Genomic DNA, 22,063 nt, shown 5'->3' with positions numbered 1-22,063 from the left:
TTTTCTCTCCTTCTTATTTCGTCGAAGACGATGATTCTGAGATCGCTGTTTCATTGGCGCGGCCGCCGGTTTTTAAGCTATAGCCCGCAGCGATTGCACCCAAGATTGCCAGGAGGGCAACAGAGACATACCCCAATCCAACGGCCCAGTGCGGATTGCTACTGGTAACCAGGAAGGAACTGATGTTTGCCAAGGTGCCGCTTACCACACTGTTCGATTGCACACCCAGCACATAGGGTATAAAGTAGAAAGCAGCGCCCACCGCCAGGAGCAAGGTCGTCAAACGAAAATCGCGCAGGTTGTGATCAGGATCACCAATCAGCTTGATCAGCAGGGCTCCAAAGAGGCAGACCGCCGCCAGCCCTCCGGTAAGCGGGAGCTGATCGGTTGTGACCACATCCGGGAAGAAGAACATAAAGCTCATTATGACGCCGGAGATAATCAGCAGGTCACGCAAGGCAATGTAGACCAGCCAGAGCAGGTCCGCGCCCAGGCGCAAGGTAAAACGATCGATCATATCGAGAATGTATGGGCGAGCCAGGTGCAGGCCCAGGATCACCAGCCAGATGATCGGCAGCGCCGCTGCTAGCGTTCCTTCCAGAAACTGCTCGCCACCGGCATTTACCCCATTCACAATGGCCTGTGTCAGTTGATCGGGTGTCATCGCGTCTCTCCTCGTTCTTTCTCTTTTGCGAGGTATGAGTGCATGGCTAGCACCCCGCAAGAGCTCGGATACTCTAAGCATCTCTTTTGCAAGAGACACTTGTTCCTCATGTCAACAATTCATCTCTGACCAGTTTTTAGTCTCTTTTTGCTGCTTTACCTTCTTTCGCCGCAACTACATGCACACTCGGACAGAGGTACGCAACATCACAGCGCAGGCAGCGACTCGCCTCGCGACGGGCCTGTTCTTCTGTCAAGCCGAGCGCGAATTCCTGCGAGCGATTGCTGACCGCGTCTTTCTGGCGCAGCGGCATAATCGCGCGCGGGGTCGCGCGCAGATCCAGAGTAATCAAGCCACCAGAGGGCAGCGTTGAAGCTGTCTGAAACTCATCTTCTGGCAATTCACTCACTGCGCTCGGTGAGAGCTGACGCAGATACGCGTGAATTGATTGCGCAGCTTTGCGGCCATGAGCCGCCGCATGAATGATGTCTGTCGGGCCAGAGGTCACATCCCCGGCAGCAAACACGCCAGGGGCCCCGGTCGCCAACGTGGTTGGATTGATGAGCAACCCACCCCAAGGAGCCACGCCGACACTGGTGCCCTCCGGCAAAAATGCAGGATCGGGGGCCTCGCCAATAGCCACCAGGATGGTCTCGACTTCCAGATCGAACTCGGTCCCAAGCACCGGTTCTGGTCTGCGCCTGCCCTGAGCATCTGGCTCACCAGGAAGCATGCGCTGGCAGCGAACCGCGACTAGCTTACCATCCGCGCCGAGGAGCTGCACTGGAGCAACCGATTCCTGAAGCGCAATGCCTTCCTCCAGTGCCGCCCGTACCTCTTCAACCTGCGCGGGCATCTCCATGCGTGTGCGGCGATAGAGGATGCTGACCTGTTGCGCACCAGCGCGCAAGGCCGAACGCGCGGCATCCAGGGCAGTGCTACCGCCGCCGACCACCGCCACCTTTCCGGAGAGCCTGGTCTCTGGCTGGAGATTAAACGCTTTGAGGAAGGTCGTCGCCGGAATGACTCCTTCCCAGAGCAATTCGCCCCAAATCCCCAGGCGCTGGCTACGCTGCGCTCCAACCGCCAGTAACACCGCGTCAAACTCTTGCTGGAGTTGAGAGAGCGAGATATCTCGTCCGATGGCCATATTGAAGTGCATTTCCACCCCAAGCGCGCGGATGGCCTCGATATCGCGGTTGAGTTCCGCGCGGGGCAGGCGATATTCGGGGATACCGACGGCCATCATGCCACCGGCCACTGGCATAGCATCAAAGATCGTGACGCGATAGCCACGGCGAGCCAGGTAGTAGGCCGCGCTCAGGCCAGTCGGACCAGCGCCCACAATCGCGACACGCTCGGGATGGTGCTGCGTAGGATGCGGGATCACCCGTGTGTTGGAAGAATGATCGGTGGCGAAGCGTTTCAGGTCGCGGATGGCAATCGGCAGGTCAAATTCGGCCCGTCGGCACGCATCTTCACAAGGAGCCGTGCAAACACGACCACAAATGGAGGGAAACGGGTTGGACTCTGAGGCGACCCGCAGCGCTTCCTCGTCTCGTCCCTCGGCGATCAGGCTCACATACAAACCTGCGTTAGTACCTACTGGGCAGGCCGCCTGACAGGGAGCGCGCAGATCTTCTTTGCGCTCTCCTAGCCAGCTTCGCCAGCTTTGCCAGATAGCCTTTCGCTCGGCAACATGCCAGGCACGACCCTCGCCCCAGGGCGTTTCCCCAGGCTCTTCAGGCGTGGCGCGAGTATAGGCGTCAAGCGGCAACCAGCCACCCTCTGGCGGCAGATACGTAAGAGGGCCACGCCGCGCAAACGCGATCTCCTCTAGGCTCTTCTCAATGGTGATAGCATTCGTCGGACACTCCTGTGCGCAGACCTGGCAGCCGATGCAGTCTGCTACCTGGACTGGGGCCAGCATCATCCAGCTACGTGCGGCTGACTTGCCAGGAGTGGGGCTGAGCAGCTCTTGCTCCTGCCCTCGCTCTCCCTCTCCTGACGGGCGAGTCATATCCAGACAGCGCACTGGGCAGAGATCCATACAAATACCGCAATTAATGCATGCGCTTGAGTTGACATGAAAACGATAGGCCATACTCACCTCCTTGTGCGAAACAGCTCGTTCGCACTCACACGATTCCAGTCGGGTGTTCTCGCTTGCTGTAAAGACGTTGCCACATCTTTCCTTTGAAGAAGAGTATAAAGCCGATCTATCACATCAGTATCACGCCGATTGACATTGGAATCACAGCTAACTATCAAGCGTGACACGGTACGCAAGGATCTGCTCATCCTGGGCATTTCAGGTCTTCTTGAGAGGAATGCTGGCCCATTTTCCAGCGCCAGCATTCCTGCGCAATCACCCAGTTTTCCTGGGCATGAACGACCAGGACACGAATATGTGAAGTAGGAGTAGCGATGTCCTGGTCATCTGTCGATCCTGCGACGCTATTTTTGGCCTCATCAAGCTGAAGCCCCAGAAAGCCGAATGCCTGGCAGACCGCCGCTCGTATAGGAGCAGCGTGTTCCCCCACGCCACCAGTAAAGACAAGCGCATCCATGCCGCTCAGCGCCGCAAGCATGGCCCCGATAGCAGTTCGAAGTCGATACACGTACATGTCTCTGGCCAGCACCGCGCGTGGATTCCCTGCCTCTGCCGCTGCGAGCACGTCCCGCATGTCGTGAGATAGACCTGAGATCCCACGCAGACCAGAGCCTTGATTGAGGACCGTATCCAGGTGTTCGATGGTATAGCCCTGGTGGCGTAGCAGGTGGAGCAAGATGCCCGGATCGATGGAGCCAGAACGGCTCCCCATCATGAGCCCCTCCAGCGGCGTAAACCCCATCGTTGTATCCACACTCTGCCCGTGTGAGATTGCCGCAAGCGAGCACCCATTGCCCAGGTGACAGGTCACCAGTTTCAACGACGCAAGAGGGCGTCCCAACAGCGATTCGGCGCGTTGCGAGCAATACTGATGACTCAGCCCATGAAAGCCATAGCGACGAATGCCCTGGGCAATCCATTCGTATGGGCCGGGATAATATGAGACAGCAGGTGAGAGATGACGATGAAATGCCGTATCGAAGACGGCAAGCTGTGGCGTTTGTGGCAAAGAGGCTTCGATGCTGTGGATACTCTCGAGGGCCGCTGGATTGTGTAGAGGGGCATATAACGCGAGCTGCGCAATGGCCTCTTTGACTGCTGGTGTAATGAGGGTTCCATTCTCATACTGCGCGCCACCATGGACCACACGATGCCCGACAATATCAATTTCCGCAGATCGGGTGAGTACCTGCGTTGGACCACTCCACAGGGTCCTGATAGTATGTGCTACGGCAAGGGACCACTCTATCTTGCCCGTAAAGGTCTGTTCAGTGTGGCGACCAGCGCTGGTTACCACATGCAGTTGCATCTGTTTACTCCCCATCTGCTCCAGATGAGCGGCCCACGTTGCTGCCGGTGGCTCACCTGGCAAGTTGCCAGAGACAACGTACAGGCAGCATTTCAAACTACTTGACCCCGCGTTTAACACCAGGATATTCACCAGGCTCCTCCTTGAGGATAGATTACCAGCGGAACACAACAATGCCTGCCAGGATCACCCATTCCTCCATGGCTTGGCAGGCATTGCGTCTTCCTAACAAGTGCGAATACTCTCTCAGTCAGTCCATACCCAATCACGTACGTGCGGCATATCTTCAAAATTGGCTCTCACATAGGCTTTGTGCCGAGCAAGCTGATCGTTGCACTCAGCGATAAGAGGAGGGGTGAGCGCTCGCACACGAGGAGCACGTCGCATCGCCTCGATACAGAGGTGATAACGGCTCATGCCATTCAGCACTACCATGTCAAAGGGCGTCGTCGTCGTGCCCTCCTCGTTGAAGCCACGCACATGGAAGCGAGGCGTGTTGGGACGCCCGTGTATGATCTCGTGAATCGCTCGTGGATACCCATGGAAAGCGAACACGACAGGCTTATCCTGCGTAAAGTGCTCGGCAAATGTCGCCTCATCCAGGCCATGCGGGTGCAGATAGGGATGATAGAGCGTCATGAGATCAACGACATTCACGACACGCACTTTCAATTCTGGGAGATGTCGACGTAACCACCAGGCCGCCGCAATCGTCTCCTGCGTGGGAATGTCACCGGCACAGGCAAGCACGACATCTGGCTCGACCTGGTCATCGTTACTGGCCCAGTGCCAGGTCGACAATCCTCGCGCGCAATGCGCGACCGCGTCCTGCATATTCAGCCATTGCAATTGTGGCTGCTTATCAATCACGATCAAGTTCACATAGTTGCGACTGCGGAAGCAATGATCGGCCACAGAGAGTAACGAGTTGGCATCTGGTGGTAAGTAAATGCGCGCCACTGTCCCTTTTTTTGAAAGCACGGTATCGATGAGCCCGGGTCCCTGGTGACTAAACCCATTATGGTCATTGCGCCAGCAGGTTGAGGTCAACAGAATGTTGAGCGATGCAATTGGCTCGCGCCAGGGGAGTTTGATCTGCTCCTCCAACCATTTTGCGTGCTGAATGGTCATGGAGGCCGAGACCATCGAGAAGGCTTCATACGTCGCAAAGACGCCATGTCGTCCTGTCAGCAGATAGCCTTCTAACCAGCCCTGGCAGAGGTGCTCGCTGAGCACTTCCATGACGCGTCCATCTGCGGAGATATGATCATCATTGGCCATGATGGTTTCAACCGAGCAGCGATTCCCAACTTCAAACACGTTCCCAAGGCGGTTGGAATTGGTTTCATCAGGGCAAAAGAGGCGAAAATTGTGCTGCTGCGCATTCCTGGTAAAGATGTCACGCATCATCTTGCCGAGCTTACGGGTGGATTCGTGGCGTTCACGTGCAGGCTGCTGCACCTCAAGAGCGTAATCTGTAAAGCCTGGGAGATCCAGGTCATCCAGCACCTTCCCTCCATTTGCATGCGGATTGGCTCCCATGCGACGCTCTCCTACGGGGGCGAGCGCTGCAAGCTCGGGAAGAAGACGCCCGTGCTCGTCAAAAAGCTCTTCCGGTTTATAGCTGCGCATCCACTGCTCAAGCAGACGCAAGTGCTCGCTCTTTGTTTTGACCTCCGCTATCGGCACCTGGTGTGAGCGAAACGACCCTTCAATGGGGAGACCATCGACTTCTTTTGGCCCTGTCCATCCTTTGGGGGTACGTAGAATAATGGCAGGCCACTTTGGTCGCATGCTGACACCATTCCTGCGCGCCTCCTCTTGCGTAGAACGGATCTGCTGATAGCAGGTATCGAGCGTCTCAGCAAAAACCTGGTGCATGTGCAGAGGATCGTCGCCTTCAATGAAATGGGCCTCATAGCCATAACCCGCGATGAGACTGCCTATCTCGTCGTTACTGCTACGTCCCAGCACGGTTGGACCAGAGATCTTATATCCATTGAGATGGAGAATAGGAAGCACAGCCCCATCACGAGCCGGGTTCAAAAACTTGATGCTTTTCCAGGCTCCCTCTAGTGGCGCTGTCTCTGCCTCTCCATCACCGATAACAGCGGCAACAATCACATCCGGATTGTCAAATGCCGCGCCGAAGGCATGTGAAAGTACGTAGCCAAGCTCTCCTCCTTCGTGAATAGAACCTGGGGTAGGGACACTGACATGGCTTGGGACGCCCCCCGGTGTCGAGAACTGGCGGAAGAGATGACGCATGCCCTCAGCATCCTGGGTGATGTGAGGATAGATATCTGTATATGTGCCTTCCAGATAGACATTCGCTACGATCGCAGGCCCACCATGTCCAGGGCCGGCCAGGTACAGCATATTGGCGTCATATTCTTTAATCAGGCGATTCAGATGCACGTAGATGAAGCTCAGACCCGGTGACGTTCCCCAATGGCCGAGGAGTCGCGGCTTGATATGTTCGGGGCGTAGTGGTTCCCGTAATAAAGGATTCTCCCGCAAGTAAATTTGTCCGATGGTGAGATAGTTCGCTGCATTCCAATAGCGATGGAGCAAATCAAGATATGCCGGATCAAGCAGTGGCATCATACCCTCCTTGTAAAATGTGTCTCTCTAATTACTGGTCCTCTAGAGAGGATAGCGCAGTGATGACACGATCTGCTCACAAAAATGGGGCACAACCACACAATGCGTATACGAGCCTCTCATCGCTGTACGTTGCCTGGTCCCTGTGAACGACCAGTGACAAAGAAACAGCTTGCCCTGGGCAGGCTGTGTGGTGAGATCTCTCTCTCACGTATGATGAACCCGGCTATTTTCCATGCGTAAGAAAATTGCGTACAGGGCAAGGATATCATCATGCACTCCCTTTTGTGACCTGATTGTGATATTTTCTGGGCCAGTAGAGGTTCCCTTGTGTTCTTAGTGATGTAGGATACAAAGACAGAATAGGAACATATCCCGTTTAGTAAGGAAGATAATGTGATTGCCCAAGAGCGACCATCCTGTAGCTGCTCTTCTCCGCCAGAGAAGAGTACATCTACCCCCCCATGTTTCGACCTGATCATGCTTGCTCGCTTCGTTGGAAGGCAACTTTTCACTAAGGAAATAGAAGTAGCTACAGTGGCTACGCGTCTCCTACAGCGTCTCTTGCATGTTACGGCTTCACAAAAAGGTGCCCTTCTCTTCCCAGAGCAAACATCTCTGCTGGGCGAGGGCCCTAACCCCGTCTCCCAGCATTTTCCTGTGGTTCCGCGTTCCTCTTCAGGGGAGAAGAAACGCTGGTATCTTCTGGCGTCTCAAGGAATCAGCATAGAGGACGTGGCACAAACGATAGCACGTCGTTCCCCCAACGTGCTCAACGAACAGCCTCTATCAGGCGTCGTGGAGTGCACGTTCTATCACCTGCCAGTTGCGGTCCCTTCTCAAGCTGTTCCAGCTGAGTTGACGTTCGAGCAAGGGGCGACATCTAGCGACGAGGCCGAAGCTCATATTCATTCTCCCCATTTACCTTCACATGTAGAGTTCCTCCTCTTCCAGGAAGGCTTCGTTCCAGAGGAAGTGTCCGAGAGCAGTGGTATCAAGTCAACGCTACCAGCATCTCTCCCTTTATGCATACAAGAAGCGGCTGGTACAGTGCTGATGATGATGTTCCTTGCGCTTGTAGGCGCACCATCACCAGTTCCTTCTCCTGTAAGAAAACAGGAGAAGGAACTGGTACAAGCGGAGTTGCTAGCAACATTAAACCACGAATTACGGAGCCCGCTCGCAGCTATCAAGGGCTATGTGGAAATATTACTGCGCCACGAGCAACGTATCCAACCGGAGGAACGCCACGAATTTCTTCTGGCAATTGATGATGCGAGCACGCGTCTGACAAAACGTATTCACAACCTTTTAGAGCTGTCCCAACTGGAAGCAGGAATAGCTCTATTTGAATTCAGCAGCGTTAATGTTGCAGTGCTCGCGCGTGAGTCTTTTCTGACAGCCAAAGTGCGCTGGGAGCAAGAAAATACATCTTCTTCACAAGAAGGGGACTTTTCTCTCTCTCTAGAAGATGAAGATGGCTCTCCCACACTGGACGAACCTGTAATCCAGGCCGACCGACAACGTTTGCGAGAAATGCTTGAGCATTTGCTCCACAACGCTCTCCAATATTCTCCGCAGGGGGGAGAAATTGAGGTCTTGCTGCGTCCGGTACCACTTTCCGAACTTAGAGCAATGCAGGAAGAAAAGAGCCAATTCAGACAGACCTGGTCAGAAGGTGAAACAGTTCCTCCCATGTTGGAGATCCGGGTGCGCGATCACGGTATCGGGATTCCTCATAGCCATCAACAGAGCATCTTTGACCGTTTTCGCCAAGTAGATATGAGCTTGATCCGTGAAGTCAACGGGCTTGGTTTGGGGCTCTCGATCTGCAAACATATCGTTGATCTGCATAAAGGAAGCCTCTGGGTAGCGAGCGAGGTCGGAAAAGGTAGCACGTTCCATATCTGGTTACCAATCAGGAAAGCCGTGTGAAGGAGGTAGCCTTTCCTCGGCGTGTTCAACTGTCCTTTGAGCAAGTGTACCCCTTGCTCAGGCCCTTCGTCGAGTGGGCTTGTTTCAAGTAGCCGCTCATCCCGACATCGTTGAGCATGTCCACGAAAGCACACCCGAGCAACTGGCGCAGGAGTATCGTGCAGGCACCTTACCGCTTCCGCTTATGGCTGGGGCATTCGCCAAAACGTCTGGGGCCAACCCTGCGGTTCAAGGATGGTACGCTAGGAGACGCATGGACCCTCCTCTGCGCAATGTGCAGAGGAGGGTTTCATTCACCTTCTTTTTTCAAATGCCTCGATGCTACTTCCAACTTTCGGTTTCAACCGTGGGCAAACCCCATTCGCTTTGCGGCAAGCGGGCGACTACGTACAAGCCGTCCGAGAGAGGCTTTTGCGCTCACCATTTCCAGTCCACTCAACTCCTTCGCATAATCGGTCGTTTCACTGCTTCAACTAAGAGCAAGTAGGTCAGGGTCATCGCCGCCAGGAATAGGAAGTACAGCCCTGGCAGAGGCACGAAGCCAAAAAGACGGGCAACAAATGGGATAAAAGGAAGAGCCAGTCCCACCACCACAATCAGACACGTCGTGATGACCAAGGGACGGCTGGGGCGACTGCGGAGAGGATTTTCAGCAGTGCGGATCACAAAGAGCACCAACGTCTGGGTTGCCAGCGATTCGACAAACCAGCCAGTCTGAAACAGCGGCTCAGATGCGTGAAAGACAGACAGCATCAGCCAGAAGGTCAGGAAATCGAAGATCGAACTCACCGGGCCGATAAACACCATAAAGTTGCGAATCAGGCGAATATTCCAGTGTTGTGGCTTCCGCATAAAGCTGGCATCGACCCGATCCGTTGGAATGGTCACCTGCGCCAGGGAGTAGAGGAAGTTGTTGAGCAGGATCTGGGTTGGCAGCATCGGCAGGAAGGGCAAAAAGAGGAAAGCCCCGGCCATACTGAACATATTACCGAAGTTGGAACTCGTTCCCATCAACAGAAACTTGATGACGTTGCCAAAGGCCTTGCGCCCCTCCAGAATGCCCTGATGCAGGACCGGCAGGCTGCGCTCCAGGAGCACAATGTCGGCTGCATCCCTGGCAACATCGGCTGCGGAGGCCACCGAGATACCCACATCCGCAGCGTGCAGTGAGGGAGTATCATTAATGCCGTCTCCCAAAAAACCTACGACGTGATGCCGGCGCTTTAACGCCAGAATGATGCGGTTTTTCTGCGCGGGTGAGACGCGCGCGAACACCTGCGTTTGTTCCGCGATGTGACCAAGCGCAGCATCGCTGATGTGGTCCAGGTCGCTTCCCAGGATCATTGAATCCACCGGGAGACCCACCAGTGAGCAAACGTGGCGCGTCACCAGCTCGTTATCTCCAGTTAAAATCTTCACCTGGACGCCGTCGCGCGCGAGGGCCTGCAGGGCCGCTGCTGCATCCGACAGTGGTGGGTCAGCGAACGTCACGAAACCCGCCAGGATCAGATGCTGCTCATCCGAGATGTGGTAGGCAGGCTTTGGGGAAACTGCGCGAAAAGCAACAGCCAGGACGCGGAACCCCTGAGCACTCAGGCGCTGAGATACCTGCGTATAGTGCTCTCTGTCCTCGGTACTCAACGGATGAGGAGTCCCATCGAGTTCGTACTGGTCGCACACCTCCAGGACACTTTCCGGTGCCCCTTTGGTGATCAGGGTGGCGTGTTCCCCTTTGGCAACCACCACGGAGAGGCGCCGCCGCTCGAAATCAAACGGGAGTTCCGCTTGTTTGCGGTAGGCATCCAGGTCGAGCTGCTTGTGCTGAACGATCGCTTCGTCGAGGGGGCTGCGAATGCCGGTCTCATACGAACTGTTGAGATAGGCAAGGAGGAACACCCGCTCGGATGCCTGTTCCGCCAGGTCCAGCGCTTGATCCAGTGCTATGGCCCCGCCAGTGAGCGTTCCAGTTTTGTCGCTGCAGAGCACATCGATACTGCCAAAGTTTTGCATGGATTCCAGATGCTTCACAATCACTTTCTGCCTGGCCATCCGCACGGCGCCCTGACCCAGTGTCACTGTCGTGATCATGGACAGGAATTCTGGCGTCAGGCCAACGGCAAGCGCAATCGCAAACAGCACCGACTCGAAAAGGTTATGATGAAACAAGACGGCAATGAGAAAGATAAAGAGGACCAGAAAAAAGACCGTCTGCATAATCAGGAGCGCGTAGCGACGAGTGCCCCGCTCAAAATTGGTCTCCGGCGGCCGATGCCGCAAATGCTCGACAATATCGCCAAAGGCGGTTGCCCTGCCGGTCGCGGTGATGACAGCAGTCGCGGTGCCGCTGATGACAGAGGTGCCGAGAAAGACTCCATTCTGCTTTTCCGCGAGGGCCCATCCACCGCCTTCCTCTAACTCAGCCGTTTTGGCGACCGGGAGGGATTCTCCAGTCAGCGCTGCCTGCTGCACATGCAGATCAACTGTTTGGAGCAGACGAGCATCGGCAGGGACGAGATCGCCTGCGGTCAGACGAATGACATCACCGGGCACGACCTCACGACGAGGAAGCTCTTGCCATCGTCCATCTCGCAGCACGCTTGCCATCGGCGCGACTCCGGCGCGCAGCCGCTCAACTGCCCGTTGCGACCGGTACGTCTGGATAAAGTCGAGAATGATGCCGAACAGCACAATCAGCACAATGATGCTTGCGCTGACTTCTTCACCCAAGACAGCAGTCACCCCACTGGCAATGAGCAAAATGATGACCAGGGGATTCAGGAACAGGCGGGAAAATTGCGTGATCCCGGCCATGTGGGGTGCGCTGGCGGTTTCGTTGGGCCCGCTCGTTTTGAGGCGACGATGGGCTTCCTCGGTACTCAAGCCCTCTTCAGAGGTTTGAAGCCGGACGTACAGCTCCGGCAGCGAGTAGGTGAGGACGTCCTTTGCCAACGTAGTCGACAGAGGTGCGCTGGCTTCAGCAGTTGTTTGCTGGGTAACTATTGGGGGCACGGGCATGGTTCCTTTCTTGTTTCACGAGATGCTGGCATGAGCGTGTGTTACCGAGCGTCCTCCCGAAGAGGACAATGGCCGTAGAGATGCACCGGTGCAGTACGCTTCCTCTACCAAAGGGCTTTGACAATAGCTATTGTCAAAGCCCTTTCCTCACACATTTCTCCACTTGTATGGAAACTGCAGGTATGTTCCTGCAACCTCAACTAACTTGTAGTAGCCGTTGCAATGCGCGTCTGTTTCCTGGTCAGTGAACCCGTCCAGGGGGTACCCAGCAGCGGCAGCAGGTAGCGGTCAATGCCGTAGTAGCCCGCGATCCGCCAGCCCAGGACCAGCAAGAGCGCCAACGCACCAATCACCGGGTTGACGCTCACCGTCCCTGCCAGCAGGTAGTTCAGGTTCATAAAGACACCGAAGAAGGCGGCGATACCGGTCAAGGCGCCAAAGATCAAGCCAAGACCGATCAACACCTCGCCAAAGGTAACCGTGTAGGCAAAGATCCCCGCGTGAGGGAGCACTACATGCTGGAGGAAGGCCGCGTACCAGCCCTGTACCGCCGGGTGTGGTCCACCTGCCTGGGCCAGTGCGCCCGCAACAAACCCTTGGATAGCGACGCCGTCATGTCCACTGAAGACCCAGGGGCCACCTTTGGCAGCTTCGCCAAAGGAGCCAATGGCGATAGAGTGACCGGTGAGCTTCTCGAAACCAGCGGTCAGCCATTCATAGCCGACATATACACGAATGATGAGCCAGAGCCACGCCATACGCGCATCCGCAAAGAGAAATTTTGCCACAGGTGGCTCTGGAATCTGGGTAGATGTACGAGGCTGAAGTGTGCTAAACATACTCATGTTTCTCTCCTCCGTGAAAGAAAATCTATGATCAAGATAATGACAAGGTCTGTTTCTCTGAGAGAGGTGGTGACCGTATCCTCTCGCCGTTGAGTGCTGCTCGCGGTCACCATCTCTCTGACAGTCATAAGCATACACTTCTCTTCTCACTCCCCCATCACAACCGCTCGCAAAAACCTTACGAGCACATCACAGCCAGAATAGGCTTATAGCACTCGGCCAAGTTAGCCCCGTCCATGTATCATCCCCTACCGAATAGTTAACCTCATGTGGTAGTATCTATAGAAGAAAAGGATAGACAGCAGTGCGAACAGATGACAAACGCACCTCTCGTTCCAGCAAAGCTGGGAAATAGTTGAAAAGTCACGAGTGAAGAGAGCGACCGAACGAACATCAATCATATCTCAAAGAGGTTTTTGCTCATGAATCAGGATCGCCACGCTCACCACCAACAGCATGGTGATAGATATGCCGCAGAAGCAACGCCATTCATCGAGGAGAAAGAGATGAGTGCCCTTGAGTGCACGACTATGGCAACGTTACGAGATCTGCTGCGTCTCTCTCCCGACGCATTGATTGTGGTCAGTCATGAAGGCTCCATTGTTTTTGCAAATAAGCAGATGGTGGCCCTGTTTGGCTATCGCCAAGAGGAGTTGATCGGTCAACCTCTAGAGTGCTTGCTTCCTGAACGTTTTCGGACAGCACATGTCGCCCATCGCACCACGTATACTGCTGCACCACGTATGCGATCTATGGGAGCCGGACTCAATCTGTTTGGGAAGCGGAAAGATGGAAGCGAATTTCCCGTGGATATTAGCCTGCGCCCGGTTCTCGTGGGAGACACAGTGCATGTCATTGGCGCGATTCGTGATATGACCATCCAGCGTCTTCTGGAGCAGGAGCGTCTACAGCAAGCCGAGCGTCTCCGTATGCAAGCCGATCTCATCAATCTCTCGCGCGACGCTATTCTCGTACGAGATCCCATTAGTCGCATCCTCTCCTGGAACCATGGGGCGGAAGAACTCTACGGCTGGACGGCTCAAGAAGTTCTTGGGCGCATAACGCACACCTTGCTGAAAACCCGCTTTTCAGGGAGTCAAGCGACCATTGATGCACAGCTTGAGCGAGAGGGCCGATGGGAGGGAGAACTTCACCATATCCATCGTGACGGCCATGTCGTGATTGTAGAAAGCCGGCAGGTTCTTATTCGTAATCCACAGGGATCAGCAACAGCTATCTTAGAGATCAACCGGGACATTACTGAGCGGAGGCAAGTAGAACAGGCCCAATCGCGGATCCACGCTACCACCATATCCCAGCGTACCTTTCTCCAACAAATTCTCGATAGCTTACCAAGCAGTATCTATGTCGTCCATGGGAAGGATGCGCGCCTGGTGCTGGCGAATCGCGCGGCTGCCACGATCTGGGGTGCTGTCTGGCCTCTCGAGCAGCCTATGCAGACGTTTCTCGAGACGCACACTATTGCTATTGTCGATCAGCAAGGACAACAGTTCCCTTCAGAGGCTTGGGCGACCATGCGCGCGCTCCTGCATGGGGAAACCGTCTTTCAGCATCAGGAATTTATTCGTCAGCCCACGGGGAAAAGTCTCCCTATTCTGGTCAATGCCGTGCCGCTGACTTCAGCATACTGGCACAGTGTAGAGACGCCAGAGACGCAAGAAAATCAGCCCCATGAACAGGAGCCGCTGGCCCTGGTCGTTCACCAGGATGTCAGTGCATTAAAAGAGACGGAATATCTCAAGGACGAATTTATTGGCATCGCGGCCCATGAATTGCGTACGCCCCTGGCGATCCTCAAAACATCTGTGAGTAGCATGATCGTGCAAACGGCCCGTGGTCATGGTCCACAACTGGCTGACTGGCAGCAGGAGATGTTACAGGATATCGAGTATGCGACTGATCGCCTCACGGATCTGACCGAAGATCTCCTCGATGTCACTCGTTTGCAAGCAGGCCAGATTGTCTTACAGCGTGCTCCGACAAACATGATTTCCCTGGCACAACGGGTTGTGGAACGTTTTCGTCAGACGGCGACCCGGCATCACCTGGAATTGCGAACAGAACACACAACCCTCGAAGCCCCTATCGATCCCAGGCGCATCGAACAGGTATTAACGAATCTGCTCTCCAATGCGATCAAATATAGTCCACAAGGCGGGCCAGTGACTGTGCAGCTTGAAGCGAATATCGCGGCCCAATCGGTCGACGTTCGTGTGCAGGATGCTGGTATTGGCATTCCTCAACAGCAACAAGCCCAAATCTTTGGCCGGTTTATGCGTGCCGATAATGCGAAGGCCGCTGGCATCACTGGCACTGGCCTGGGTCTCTATCTCTGCCGTACGCTCATCGAGCAACATGGAGGACGGCTCTGGTTTGAGTCCAAAGAAGGGAAGGGCACGACCTTCTTCCTGACGCTTCCATTGGCAACACCGGATACCACAGATACCATCTCATACAGATAAGGAGGATTTCGCCCTATCCATTGCATGGATGAAGGCGCCCAGAAGTTGACTATGTAATAGCGCGCGCAATCAGAAAGGCAGCCGCAGCCGCTACCCCACCGATAACGGCGGTCTGCAAGCCACTACGCAGAGGCCTGGTACCTGTGAAGCGCCCTTTGACATAGCCAAAGATCAGGAGCGCCAGGAGGGTGATACCAACGGACGTTATTAAGGCTGTCTGTGCAGTGGCAAGCAGGATGTAGGGACTCAGTGGTATGATGCCACCAACGATATAAGAGAGCGCGATGGTCAGCGCGCTGGCGAAGGCACGCCTGGGATCTGGCTCTTCCAGTCCAAGTTCAAAGCGCATCATAAAATCAACCCAGGCTTGGGGACGCTTACTTAACGCGTCCACAATGGGGGCACTCTGTTCCGGCGTCAAACCGTACGAGGCGAAAATTTCTCTGACCTCTTCTTTCTCCGCACCTGCTTTCTCCTGGACCTCCAGTTGCTCTCGTTTTCGCTCACTTGCATAATGCTCCGCGTCGCTGCGCGCAGCGAGATACCCTCCAAGCCCCATTGCAATCGATCCTGCGGCGATTTCTGCGAGTCCCGCTGTCACAATAATAGCGGTCGAACTCACAGCTCCTGAAAGGCCAGCGGCAAGGGCAAATGGCACGGTGAGGCCATCCGACATACCAATGACAATATCCCGAATAGTATCGCTGGCGGTGAAATGGCGCTCGATATGTGGTGTTTGTGGCATGATCTACTTTCTGTCCTTTAGGTATACACGTATTCAAACCCCATCTTCACTTACCTCCAACCAGGTACGCATTCCTGACAACAACGGATGTATGCTTACCCAAGCGGTACCTGGTGCTGTGGCCTGGCGTGCAAATAGCCGCGAATATTTTCAATAGTGATGTCGAGGATACATCGCAAAGCTTCTCTTGTGTTAAAGGCCATATGGGGAGTGATGATCACGTCGGGATGATGGTAGAGCGCGTGATAAGAAAGCAATTGTTTGCACTCCTCGGCTTGCGAGGGCATAGGAGACATATTCCCTTCATACTGGAGAAGCTCTTCGCCCTCGGCGGTGTCGAGTCCAGCCCCTGCCAGGATATGTGCGTGCAAGGCCCAGAGTAAGGCCTCGTTATCTACTAGCGCTCCACGGGCGGTATTTATGAGCAACGAGCCTGGCTTCATCCAGCCCAGAGTCTCACGGTTCAAGAGATGGTACGTCTGCGGATTTGCTGGCACATGCAATGTGACGATATCCGCCTGCTTTAAGAGGCACGGCATATCAACATACGTCACACCTGGCATGTCTACGAGCTGTGGATTGCGCTGTATATCGTATACCAGTACTTGCATCCCGAACCCCCGGGCAATATGGATGACACGCGAACCAATCGATCCGGTACCTATGACGCCGAGTGTTTTGCCGAAGAGATCCATCCCACATAGGTCACTCATTGCAACACCTTTCCCCCGCTCATGCGCCAGAATACGGTAGAGCTTGCGCGATAAAGCCAGTAGCAGGGCAAATGTATGCTCGGCGACCGCGCTCTCCCCATACCCCGGGACATGCGAAACCACAATCCCACGTTGCGTCGCGCAGGGGAGATGAATATGCTCGTATCCCGTTGAGCGTGTTGTAATGTAACACAATTTAGGCATCTTCTCCATCTGCTCACAACCAATATGTGAGTGCACAAAGGGCACAAGGATCTCCGTTTGCGCCAGCATCTCTGGATTGGCATCTGCCAGGGGACCCGGGATCGCCAGAATGGCCAGCTCATCTGATGCCAGCTGTTCAGTAAGGTACCGGCTTTCATCCGCAGTGGCCTCAGTAATAAGCATCTGTCGCTTTGCTGGATGTGTATCTTCTGTGTACATATGTTCTCTCCTCTCTTGCGGCCAAACATTCTCTTCCCATTGTGTGGGGTCACTAGAGTAGAGCATAGAGAACTGCCATCACAAACCTATCAAAGCAGAGCTTCTGGTGTCACAACCACCTTACAAAGGTTGAATTTCGACAGTGATTGTTTTGAGAAAGGCGTGTTCCTTGCTCGTGATCCAGTCGTGAGGGAACAACGTTATGCTTCTATAGAGGAAGATATTGTGGTGGAGGAAGGATACTCTACAGCTTTATCGGGTGATGCGCATGTATTTCTCGTCCGCGATGCGGGAAAGAGTAGCACCACTGACAGAAATCAAGCAGTTCATATAAAGCTGAGAAAAGGGGGATAGTGATGACACTCTATGAACCACTTAACATCTGTCTACTAGCAACAGAGCAGCGGTATCCTCAGCATGTCATGGAATTCAATGAGAATGTGTTGGGTTCAGTGGGATGTAAGACAAAGGGTTGGAAGGCAGTAGATATGCTAGCATTCCTGGAAAGCTCCTGGCCTGAGCTTCTTGAGGCCATGGCCCTCCTAGTTGTGGATGGGCAGCAAAGCTCCATCTACATCCCTACCTACTCGACGCAAAAGCCCGCGTTTCACGTTCATCTACGTGGGCATATCCCCGCTCAGCTCTGCCATACAGAGGTGCGCCAACACGCGCTTGTCGCGGTTCACTAGCACACGCGTGTACTTCTTTGAGGAGGCGGTGATTATGATCACCGCCTCCCCTCTAATAGCACTAGAACAATCCCACGAAGGGGTGTTGTTGCCATTCCTCTTGCGTTTTTCCGTTTTTCAGTTGTATCTCGTGAGGACCAGAATGGGCTTTGCGTATGCTCGCTGGTCGCACGATGAGTAGTGGTCGACTGGCTCTTGAGAGCACCCGCTCGGTAATGCTTCCTATTGCCCAGCGCGCCAGCCCCTTGCGCCCATGGGTCGCCATGGCGATACACTCACAACCAGGGGTATTCTGGTCTGCCAGGTGTCCCTTCTCGCTGGCGTCGAGGATGGCCTGGGCAACCTCGATATCACAATGCAGTGAGGAGGTCAGATGTAAGTGCATCGTTGGTGGACATTCACGAAGAAGTCGCACCTCAAGCTCTTTCAGGTAGCGCTGGGCGTTGCGCATCAGCGGCGAGCCCTCTTTATCCGTTACGCCGTCTTGCACAAAAAGCGGGAGGACACACAAGAGATGTAGCGTGGCCGTGCCCGAGAGTGAGAAGGCATAACTCAATTCGATTGCCGGCTGCAACGCCTCTTCAGCCAGCGCCGATCCATCCAGGGGAACGAGTACCGCTATCTCCTGGTTCGTAGAGAACATGTCAGGGGTATCCTCTTCACGGAACACCAGGACCGGGACCTGGCTATGGCGCGCGACCTTTTGGGCGACGCTTCCCAGCAGCCAGCGTTTCGCATCTCCTTTGCCGTGACGGCACATGACAATCAGGTCCGCCTCCTCTTGCTGGACATACTCCAGAATCGCGGTCGCGGGATCACCCTGAACAACGCTCGTGGTCACTTCAAGGCCCTCCAAACAGGGAAAGGTCGTGACCTGATTGAGGTAATCGTGCGCGCTTTTCTGGTCGGCTTCTATGGCATCGGCCAGGATCATCGTTGCATCAGCAGAGATCCACGCATACTCCATAGGAAGCAAGGTCGCGCGCACCAGAAAGAGTGATCCGCCAGTCTTGTGCGCCAGCTGTGCCGCGGGAAGCAAAGCGCCTTCCGCCCGCGTTGAACCATCCAGGGGAACAAGAATCCGTCTCATCATAAGACAACTCCTTCTTCTTGAGGAAAGCGCCTGCCCACTGTATCGGGCAGTACGGACCTTTCCCTTCGCTTTTCATCATGGCCTACGATGACTCTCATCGTAAAACGCTCATCCTACTATGCCTGCACCACAGAGCCTCTCACGGCAGTTTTCTCACAGGTCCGCACATCCCTTGGTCGCTGCTCGCTTGCCTCGATAACGAGGAGGGGTAGGTTCGTCTGGACCAGCACACGTTCAATCACATCGCCCATCGGCCAGGGCGTGGTTCCATAGGCCTCATCCTTCATGAGGAGCAGGATGGTATCAGGCGTCCCAGCCGTGGTTGCTTTTTCTGACGCTTCCCTGTGTTCAGCACACCGTATCAGGAGATCTGTGATGTCGCTGCCCACATCAAGGCTCCAGGTGACGGGGAGATGGTTCCCGGCGCTATCATCAAACATGGAATCTTTGATGGCGCGTAGATGTTCCTGAACGGAGGAAATTTCCTTCTCCAGGGATTCTCTGGTAGCGTTACTTTGCACAGTTCCTACCAGGTGAACGACGGCCCGCCCGGAGGCAAGCACCCTGGCCAGGAACGCTGTCGCCTGGAACACGGAGCAGGCATGGGTTCGCTCGTTCGCGGCCACGAACAGGTGTAATGGTCGTCGTGCTTGGCCCGGGACAATGTGTGGATGTGGTCCATGCTCATGCAAGATGAGGACGGGTAATGCTGTGTGACGTAGTACCTCTCTGGTCACGCTCCTGCTCACCTGGTAAGACAAAGACTCGTGGTCGCGGGTGCACAAGATAATAGCATCGCAAGCGTGCGTACACGCCACATCGAGAAGCGTTGAGACAACAGGTCCAACGACGACCAGGAGTTCAACTGGACAATGTTGCAACCAGGGTAAGGCGAGCAGGGTATCCAGGTAGGCGTTTGCTTCCTCACACGCGGAGGCCGTCGCAATTTGAGCTGATGCCGGAAGCGCCAGAGACGCGGGCCACCACTCAATCGCTGGCGTGACGACGCGTAATAACACAAGGCTTCCATGCTGGGCCTGAGCCATCTGGGCCGCGATAGGGATAGCGTGCTCCGCGCGCGGGGAACCATCCAGTGGAACAAGAATTTGGCGAAACATACGTGCGCTCCTCCCTTGTGACAATGGTTACGATATACTGCCGTTCTCTGGAAGAGGTGGGGAAAAACGTTTCCCCGCCGTCTTTCACAAGCATAGACCAGCATATTCACCGCCTTATCACAGGAGCCTCACTCCTCCACACGAAACGATCACAATGACCTGCCCAAAACAGGCTCTTCCGAAGACATCGAACTGCAAAAGAGAACTGGCCTTAGGCGCCAGTTCTCTTTTGCTTCTGTTTCGTTTGCTGGTGTGTCAGACTCTTTGCTTTCTTATTTTCTAGTTGGAGTCCCGGAACATATGAGGAATGGAGCAGTGAATGCCGAAGACGGATCTTCAACCTCTGTGCTTTACGCGGCCCTGCTCGGGCGAGGTCATAGGGTCGGCTCTTTTGTCTATGGTCGATCTGCTCAGCATCCACCGTCCATGTCCTCATTCCACCATTCCTCCTCCCCTCCTACACTTATAATATAGGTCATACACTTCTCAAGGCGATCACAAAGCAGGTTAAATCTCTCACCAACGTTTCACATTTTTCCTGGCAAAAAGTACTTTGTTTCTTGTTTGGACTAACGGCTACCCGCCAGAACATCGATTGAAGTTCCGTGAAAGCAGCCCAGAACGATGAAAAAGCGAGCAAATCCGCTACAGTGGAAGCAAAGCAGGGACTTTAGGCTCCTGCCGAGTCAGGGGATAGCGCGTTCGCTTCGGCAATTTCGTGCCTTTTGCTCTGCCCGCCGATTTTCCACGTGGTTGTGGGGGTCGGGCAGGGGACCCCGAATGTGGCAACAATTTGTGAAGCCCGCGACGCACCTGTTGTGGGCTCGGACAACGTTGCTTGTTTTCCCACGGGCGAAACTGAGCCTGGACCTCATCACGAGCGAGAACAATGATATTGTGAGCGATGGCAACGAGCTAACTCCAGACAGTAAATTGTTGTGGGGTGCGCACGCGCGGTTTGTCCCACAACAAGCTTTGTTTCTCAAAGCGGTATCCATGTTCCTGACTAAAGCGATGGACGTATCCCAAGGCAACCTGAGCGACATCGGCTTGCGGATCGCCGATCCAGACAAACCAACTGGTCCGTGGATCACGTTTGGTTCGACTCGCTGTCGGCCGCACGACGCGGACCACCGTCACGTCCAGCCAGGCCGCATTTTTGAGGTGCATCTGTTGCCAAACGCTCACCTCGACAGGACGGCCCGCCTGGTCCTGCCCGCTCCACTCTCCCGTTGGGTCCGCGTGCGTTGCCTTGTCGGATGGTTGCAACTTGTCGCCCCATTTGCGAGGCGCACCGCGTTTGCCTGTTGGGGGAGGAGCGGGGCGGTAAAAACAGCGATTGCCTTTGAGTCGGATCAAGGTTCCTGTGATCGGCAAGCCACTGAGTTGGCACCACAACCAGGCCGAGTCATACCCACGATCCATGTAGGCCAGGGTGTTTTTCGGGAGGTGAGGAGCCAGACGCGCCAGTTGGAGAGCGGCCACCTGGGCCGCAGTGGTCGAGGTCTCGATGCGGCGCATGGTCCAGGACGTAGGTCCAGCTACCTGGGGTGGCTGGCAGGGCGACCACGGTCGAAAACTGCCACCCGTAGGTAATGGCCTGTTCTCCATCCGGCAAATTGGGTACCTTTTGCCCGCTGCGATCCGGCGAGGTCACCGCTTTGGGACGCGCAATGTTGCTGGCATCTATGCCAATGCGCAAGGGGTGATCCAGGGCTGGTCGAACGAGGTACTCAAGAAACAACTCGCGCAAACGGCGCTCGTCGATTTTGCCGTCCGACAAGGCTTCATAGACGCTGTCCCACGTCCGTTGAAAATGCGGCGACAGCGACAATTCGATCAGCGATTGAGCCTCACACTCGCTCAGCAGGGCGTCCAACAAGTTGAACAAGGCGTCTTTTCCCTGGAGAAAGCTGCTGTACACGGCGTGACGAAATTCGTTCCATGTGTTAAGGTGCATTCGAGCAAGCTCCTGCGTATTCGTAATACAGGAACCTTACTCGCTTGGGTGGCTTTTCGCAAGGGAGGTCACCCAGTTCTTAGTTAGTCCAAACTAGAAACTTTGTAGGCTATATTATTGCCGCAAAAAGGCACTCATGTGATTATTGCGCTTCTCTGTGCAATGCACTGTGAGCAAAATGAGAGAACCAGAAGGCTATGAAGTGACGACCGTGAGAACTTGTGAGCATATCTTTAAGTGGAGAGTTGTTTATCGCGGACCATGTTCTCTGGCACACGCGAGGTATAGAAGGTGGATTAAGCAGATGACGCAAACGCAGCAGGACTGGTCAACAGAGGCCACGCTATATCAAGC

At 54.8% G+C, this 22,063-nt stretch carries 14 protein-coding genes and 1 pseudogene; 3 read left to right on the top strand and 12 right to left on the bottom strand.

The features are described 5' to 3' along the window. Positions 1 to 13: 13 nt before the first annotated feature. The 4 genes from KTE_RS38585 to KTE_RS38570 form a co-directional block, all read right to left on the bottom strand. Positions 14 to 664: a hypothetical protein gene (locus KTE_RS38585; RefSeq protein ID WP_201391368.1), complete on the bottom strand. Its 651-nt coding sequence runs from the start codon at positions 662 to 664 to the stop codon at positions 14 to 16. A gap of 136 nt (positions 665 to 800) precedes the next feature. Continuing rightward, positions 801 to 2,768, bottom strand: a complete 1,968-nt coding sequence (locus tag KTE_RS38580; protein WP_201391365.1) for an FAD-dependent oxidoreductase — start codon at positions 2,766 to 2,768, stop codon at positions 801 to 803. 193 nt (positions 2,769 to 2,961) lie between these two features. Further along, on the bottom strand, positions 2,962 to 4,218 hold the full coding sequence (locus KTE_RS38575) for an acetate kinase (RefSeq protein ID WP_201391363.1): 1,257 nt from the start codon (positions 4,216 to 4,218) through the stop codon (positions 2,962 to 2,964). Between the two features lie 114 nt (positions 4,219 to 4,332). Next, positions 4,333 to 6,690 carry a phosphoketolase gene (locus KTE_RS38570; protein ID WP_201394504.1) on the bottom strand — a complete coding sequence of 786 codons (2,358 nt, stop codon included), beginning with the start codon at positions 6,688 to 6,690 and terminating at the stop codon, positions 4,333 to 4,335. A gap of 768 nt (positions 6,691 to 7,458) precedes the next feature. On the opposite strand from KTE_RS38570, the gene KTE_RS38565 reads away from it, so the two are divergent. After that, positions 7,459 to 8,625, top strand: coding sequence for a cell wall metabolism sensor histidine kinase WalK (locus tag KTE_RS38565; RefSeq protein WP_201391361.1), 1,167 nt, complete (start codon positions 7,459 to 7,461; stop codon positions 8,623 to 8,625). 435 nt (positions 8,626 to 9,060) lie between these two features. Here KTE_RS38565 and mgtA read toward each other — a convergent pair whose 3' ends face one another. Together mgtA and KTE_RS38555 are read right to left on the bottom strand one after the other, a co-directional pair. Beyond that, a complete protein-coding gene (gene mgtA / locus KTE_RS38560) occupies positions 9,061 to 11,625 on the bottom strand; it encodes a magnesium-translocating P-type ATPase (protein ID WP_374226883.1) in 2,565 nt (854 codons plus the stop codon). A 215-nt stretch (positions 11,626 to 11,840) separates the two neighbouring features. Further along, a complete protein-coding gene (locus KTE_RS38555) occupies positions 11,841 to 12,485 on the bottom strand; it encodes a DoxX family membrane protein (protein WP_201391357.1) in 645 nt (214 codons plus the stop codon). A gap of 422 nt (positions 12,486 to 12,907) precedes the next feature. On the opposite strand from KTE_RS38555, the gene KTE_RS38550 reads away from it, so the two are divergent. After that, positions 12,908 to 14,968, top strand: a complete 2,061-nt coding sequence (locus KTE_RS38550) for a PAS domain S-box protein (RefSeq protein WP_201391355.1) — start codon at positions 12,908 to 12,910, stop codon at positions 14,966 to 14,968. 49 nt (positions 14,969 to 15,017) lie between these two features. Here the strand turns inward: KTE_RS38550 and KTE_RS38545 are convergent, their stop codons facing one another. Both KTE_RS38545 and KTE_RS38540 read right to left on the bottom strand, forming a co-directional pair. Then, positions 15,018 to 15,713, bottom strand: a complete 696-nt coding sequence (locus tag KTE_RS38545; RefSeq protein WP_201391352.1) for a VIT1/CCC1 transporter family protein — start codon at positions 15,711 to 15,713, stop codon at positions 15,018 to 15,020. Between the two features lie 95 nt (positions 15,714 to 15,808). After that, positions 15,809 to 16,849 carry an NAD(P)-dependent oxidoreductase gene (locus KTE_RS38540; RefSeq protein ID WP_201391351.1) on the bottom strand — a complete coding sequence of 347 codons (1,041 nt, stop codon included), beginning with the start codon at positions 16,847 to 16,849 and terminating at the stop codon, positions 15,809 to 15,811. A 356-nt stretch (positions 16,850 to 17,205) separates the two neighbouring features. Between KTE_RS38540 and KTE_RS38535 the strand changes: the two genes are divergently transcribed. Beyond that, on the top strand, positions 17,206 to 17,538 hold the full coding sequence (locus KTE_RS38535) for a hypothetical protein (protein ID WP_201391349.1): 333 nt from the start codon (positions 17,206 to 17,208) through the stop codon (positions 17,536 to 17,538). 61 nt (positions 17,539 to 17,599) lie between these two features. Here the strand turns inward: KTE_RS38535 and KTE_RS38530 are convergent, their stop codons facing one another. The 4 genes and pseudogenes from KTE_RS38530 to KTE_RS48335 form a co-directional block, all read right to left on the bottom strand. Further along, positions 17,600 to 18,631 carry a universal stress protein gene (locus KTE_RS38530; RefSeq protein WP_201391347.1) on the bottom strand — a complete coding sequence of 344 codons (1,032 nt, stop codon included), beginning with the start codon at positions 18,629 to 18,631 and terminating at the stop codon, positions 17,600 to 17,602. A gap of 749 nt (positions 18,632 to 19,380) precedes the next feature. After that, positions 19,381 to 19,749: pseudogene (locus KTE_RS50195) on the bottom strand (universal stress protein); the annotation flags it as partial. 915 nt (positions 19,750 to 20,664) lie between these two features. Then, complete coding sequence (locus KTE_RS48340; protein ID WP_236600907.1) at positions 20,665 to 21,270, bottom strand: hypothetical protein; 606 nt, start codon at positions 21,268 to 21,270, stop codon at positions 20,665 to 20,667. After that, entirely contained in the window at positions 21,158 to 21,709 is a 552-nt protein-coding gene (locus KTE_RS48335; RefSeq protein ID WP_236600906.1) for a transposase, read from the bottom strand. The genes KTE_RS48340 and KTE_RS48335 overlap by 113 nt, the downstream gene beginning before the upstream one ends. Positions 21,710 to 22,063 lie beyond the last annotated feature (354 nt).

It is taken from the genome of Ktedonobacter sp. SOSP1-85 (assembly GCF_016587415.1).
Taxonomy (GTDB): Bacteria; Chloroflexota; Ktedonobacteria; order Ktedonobacterales; family Ktedonobacteraceae; genus Ktedonobacter.
This window is presented reverse-complemented; position numbering and strand designations above follow the sequence as displayed.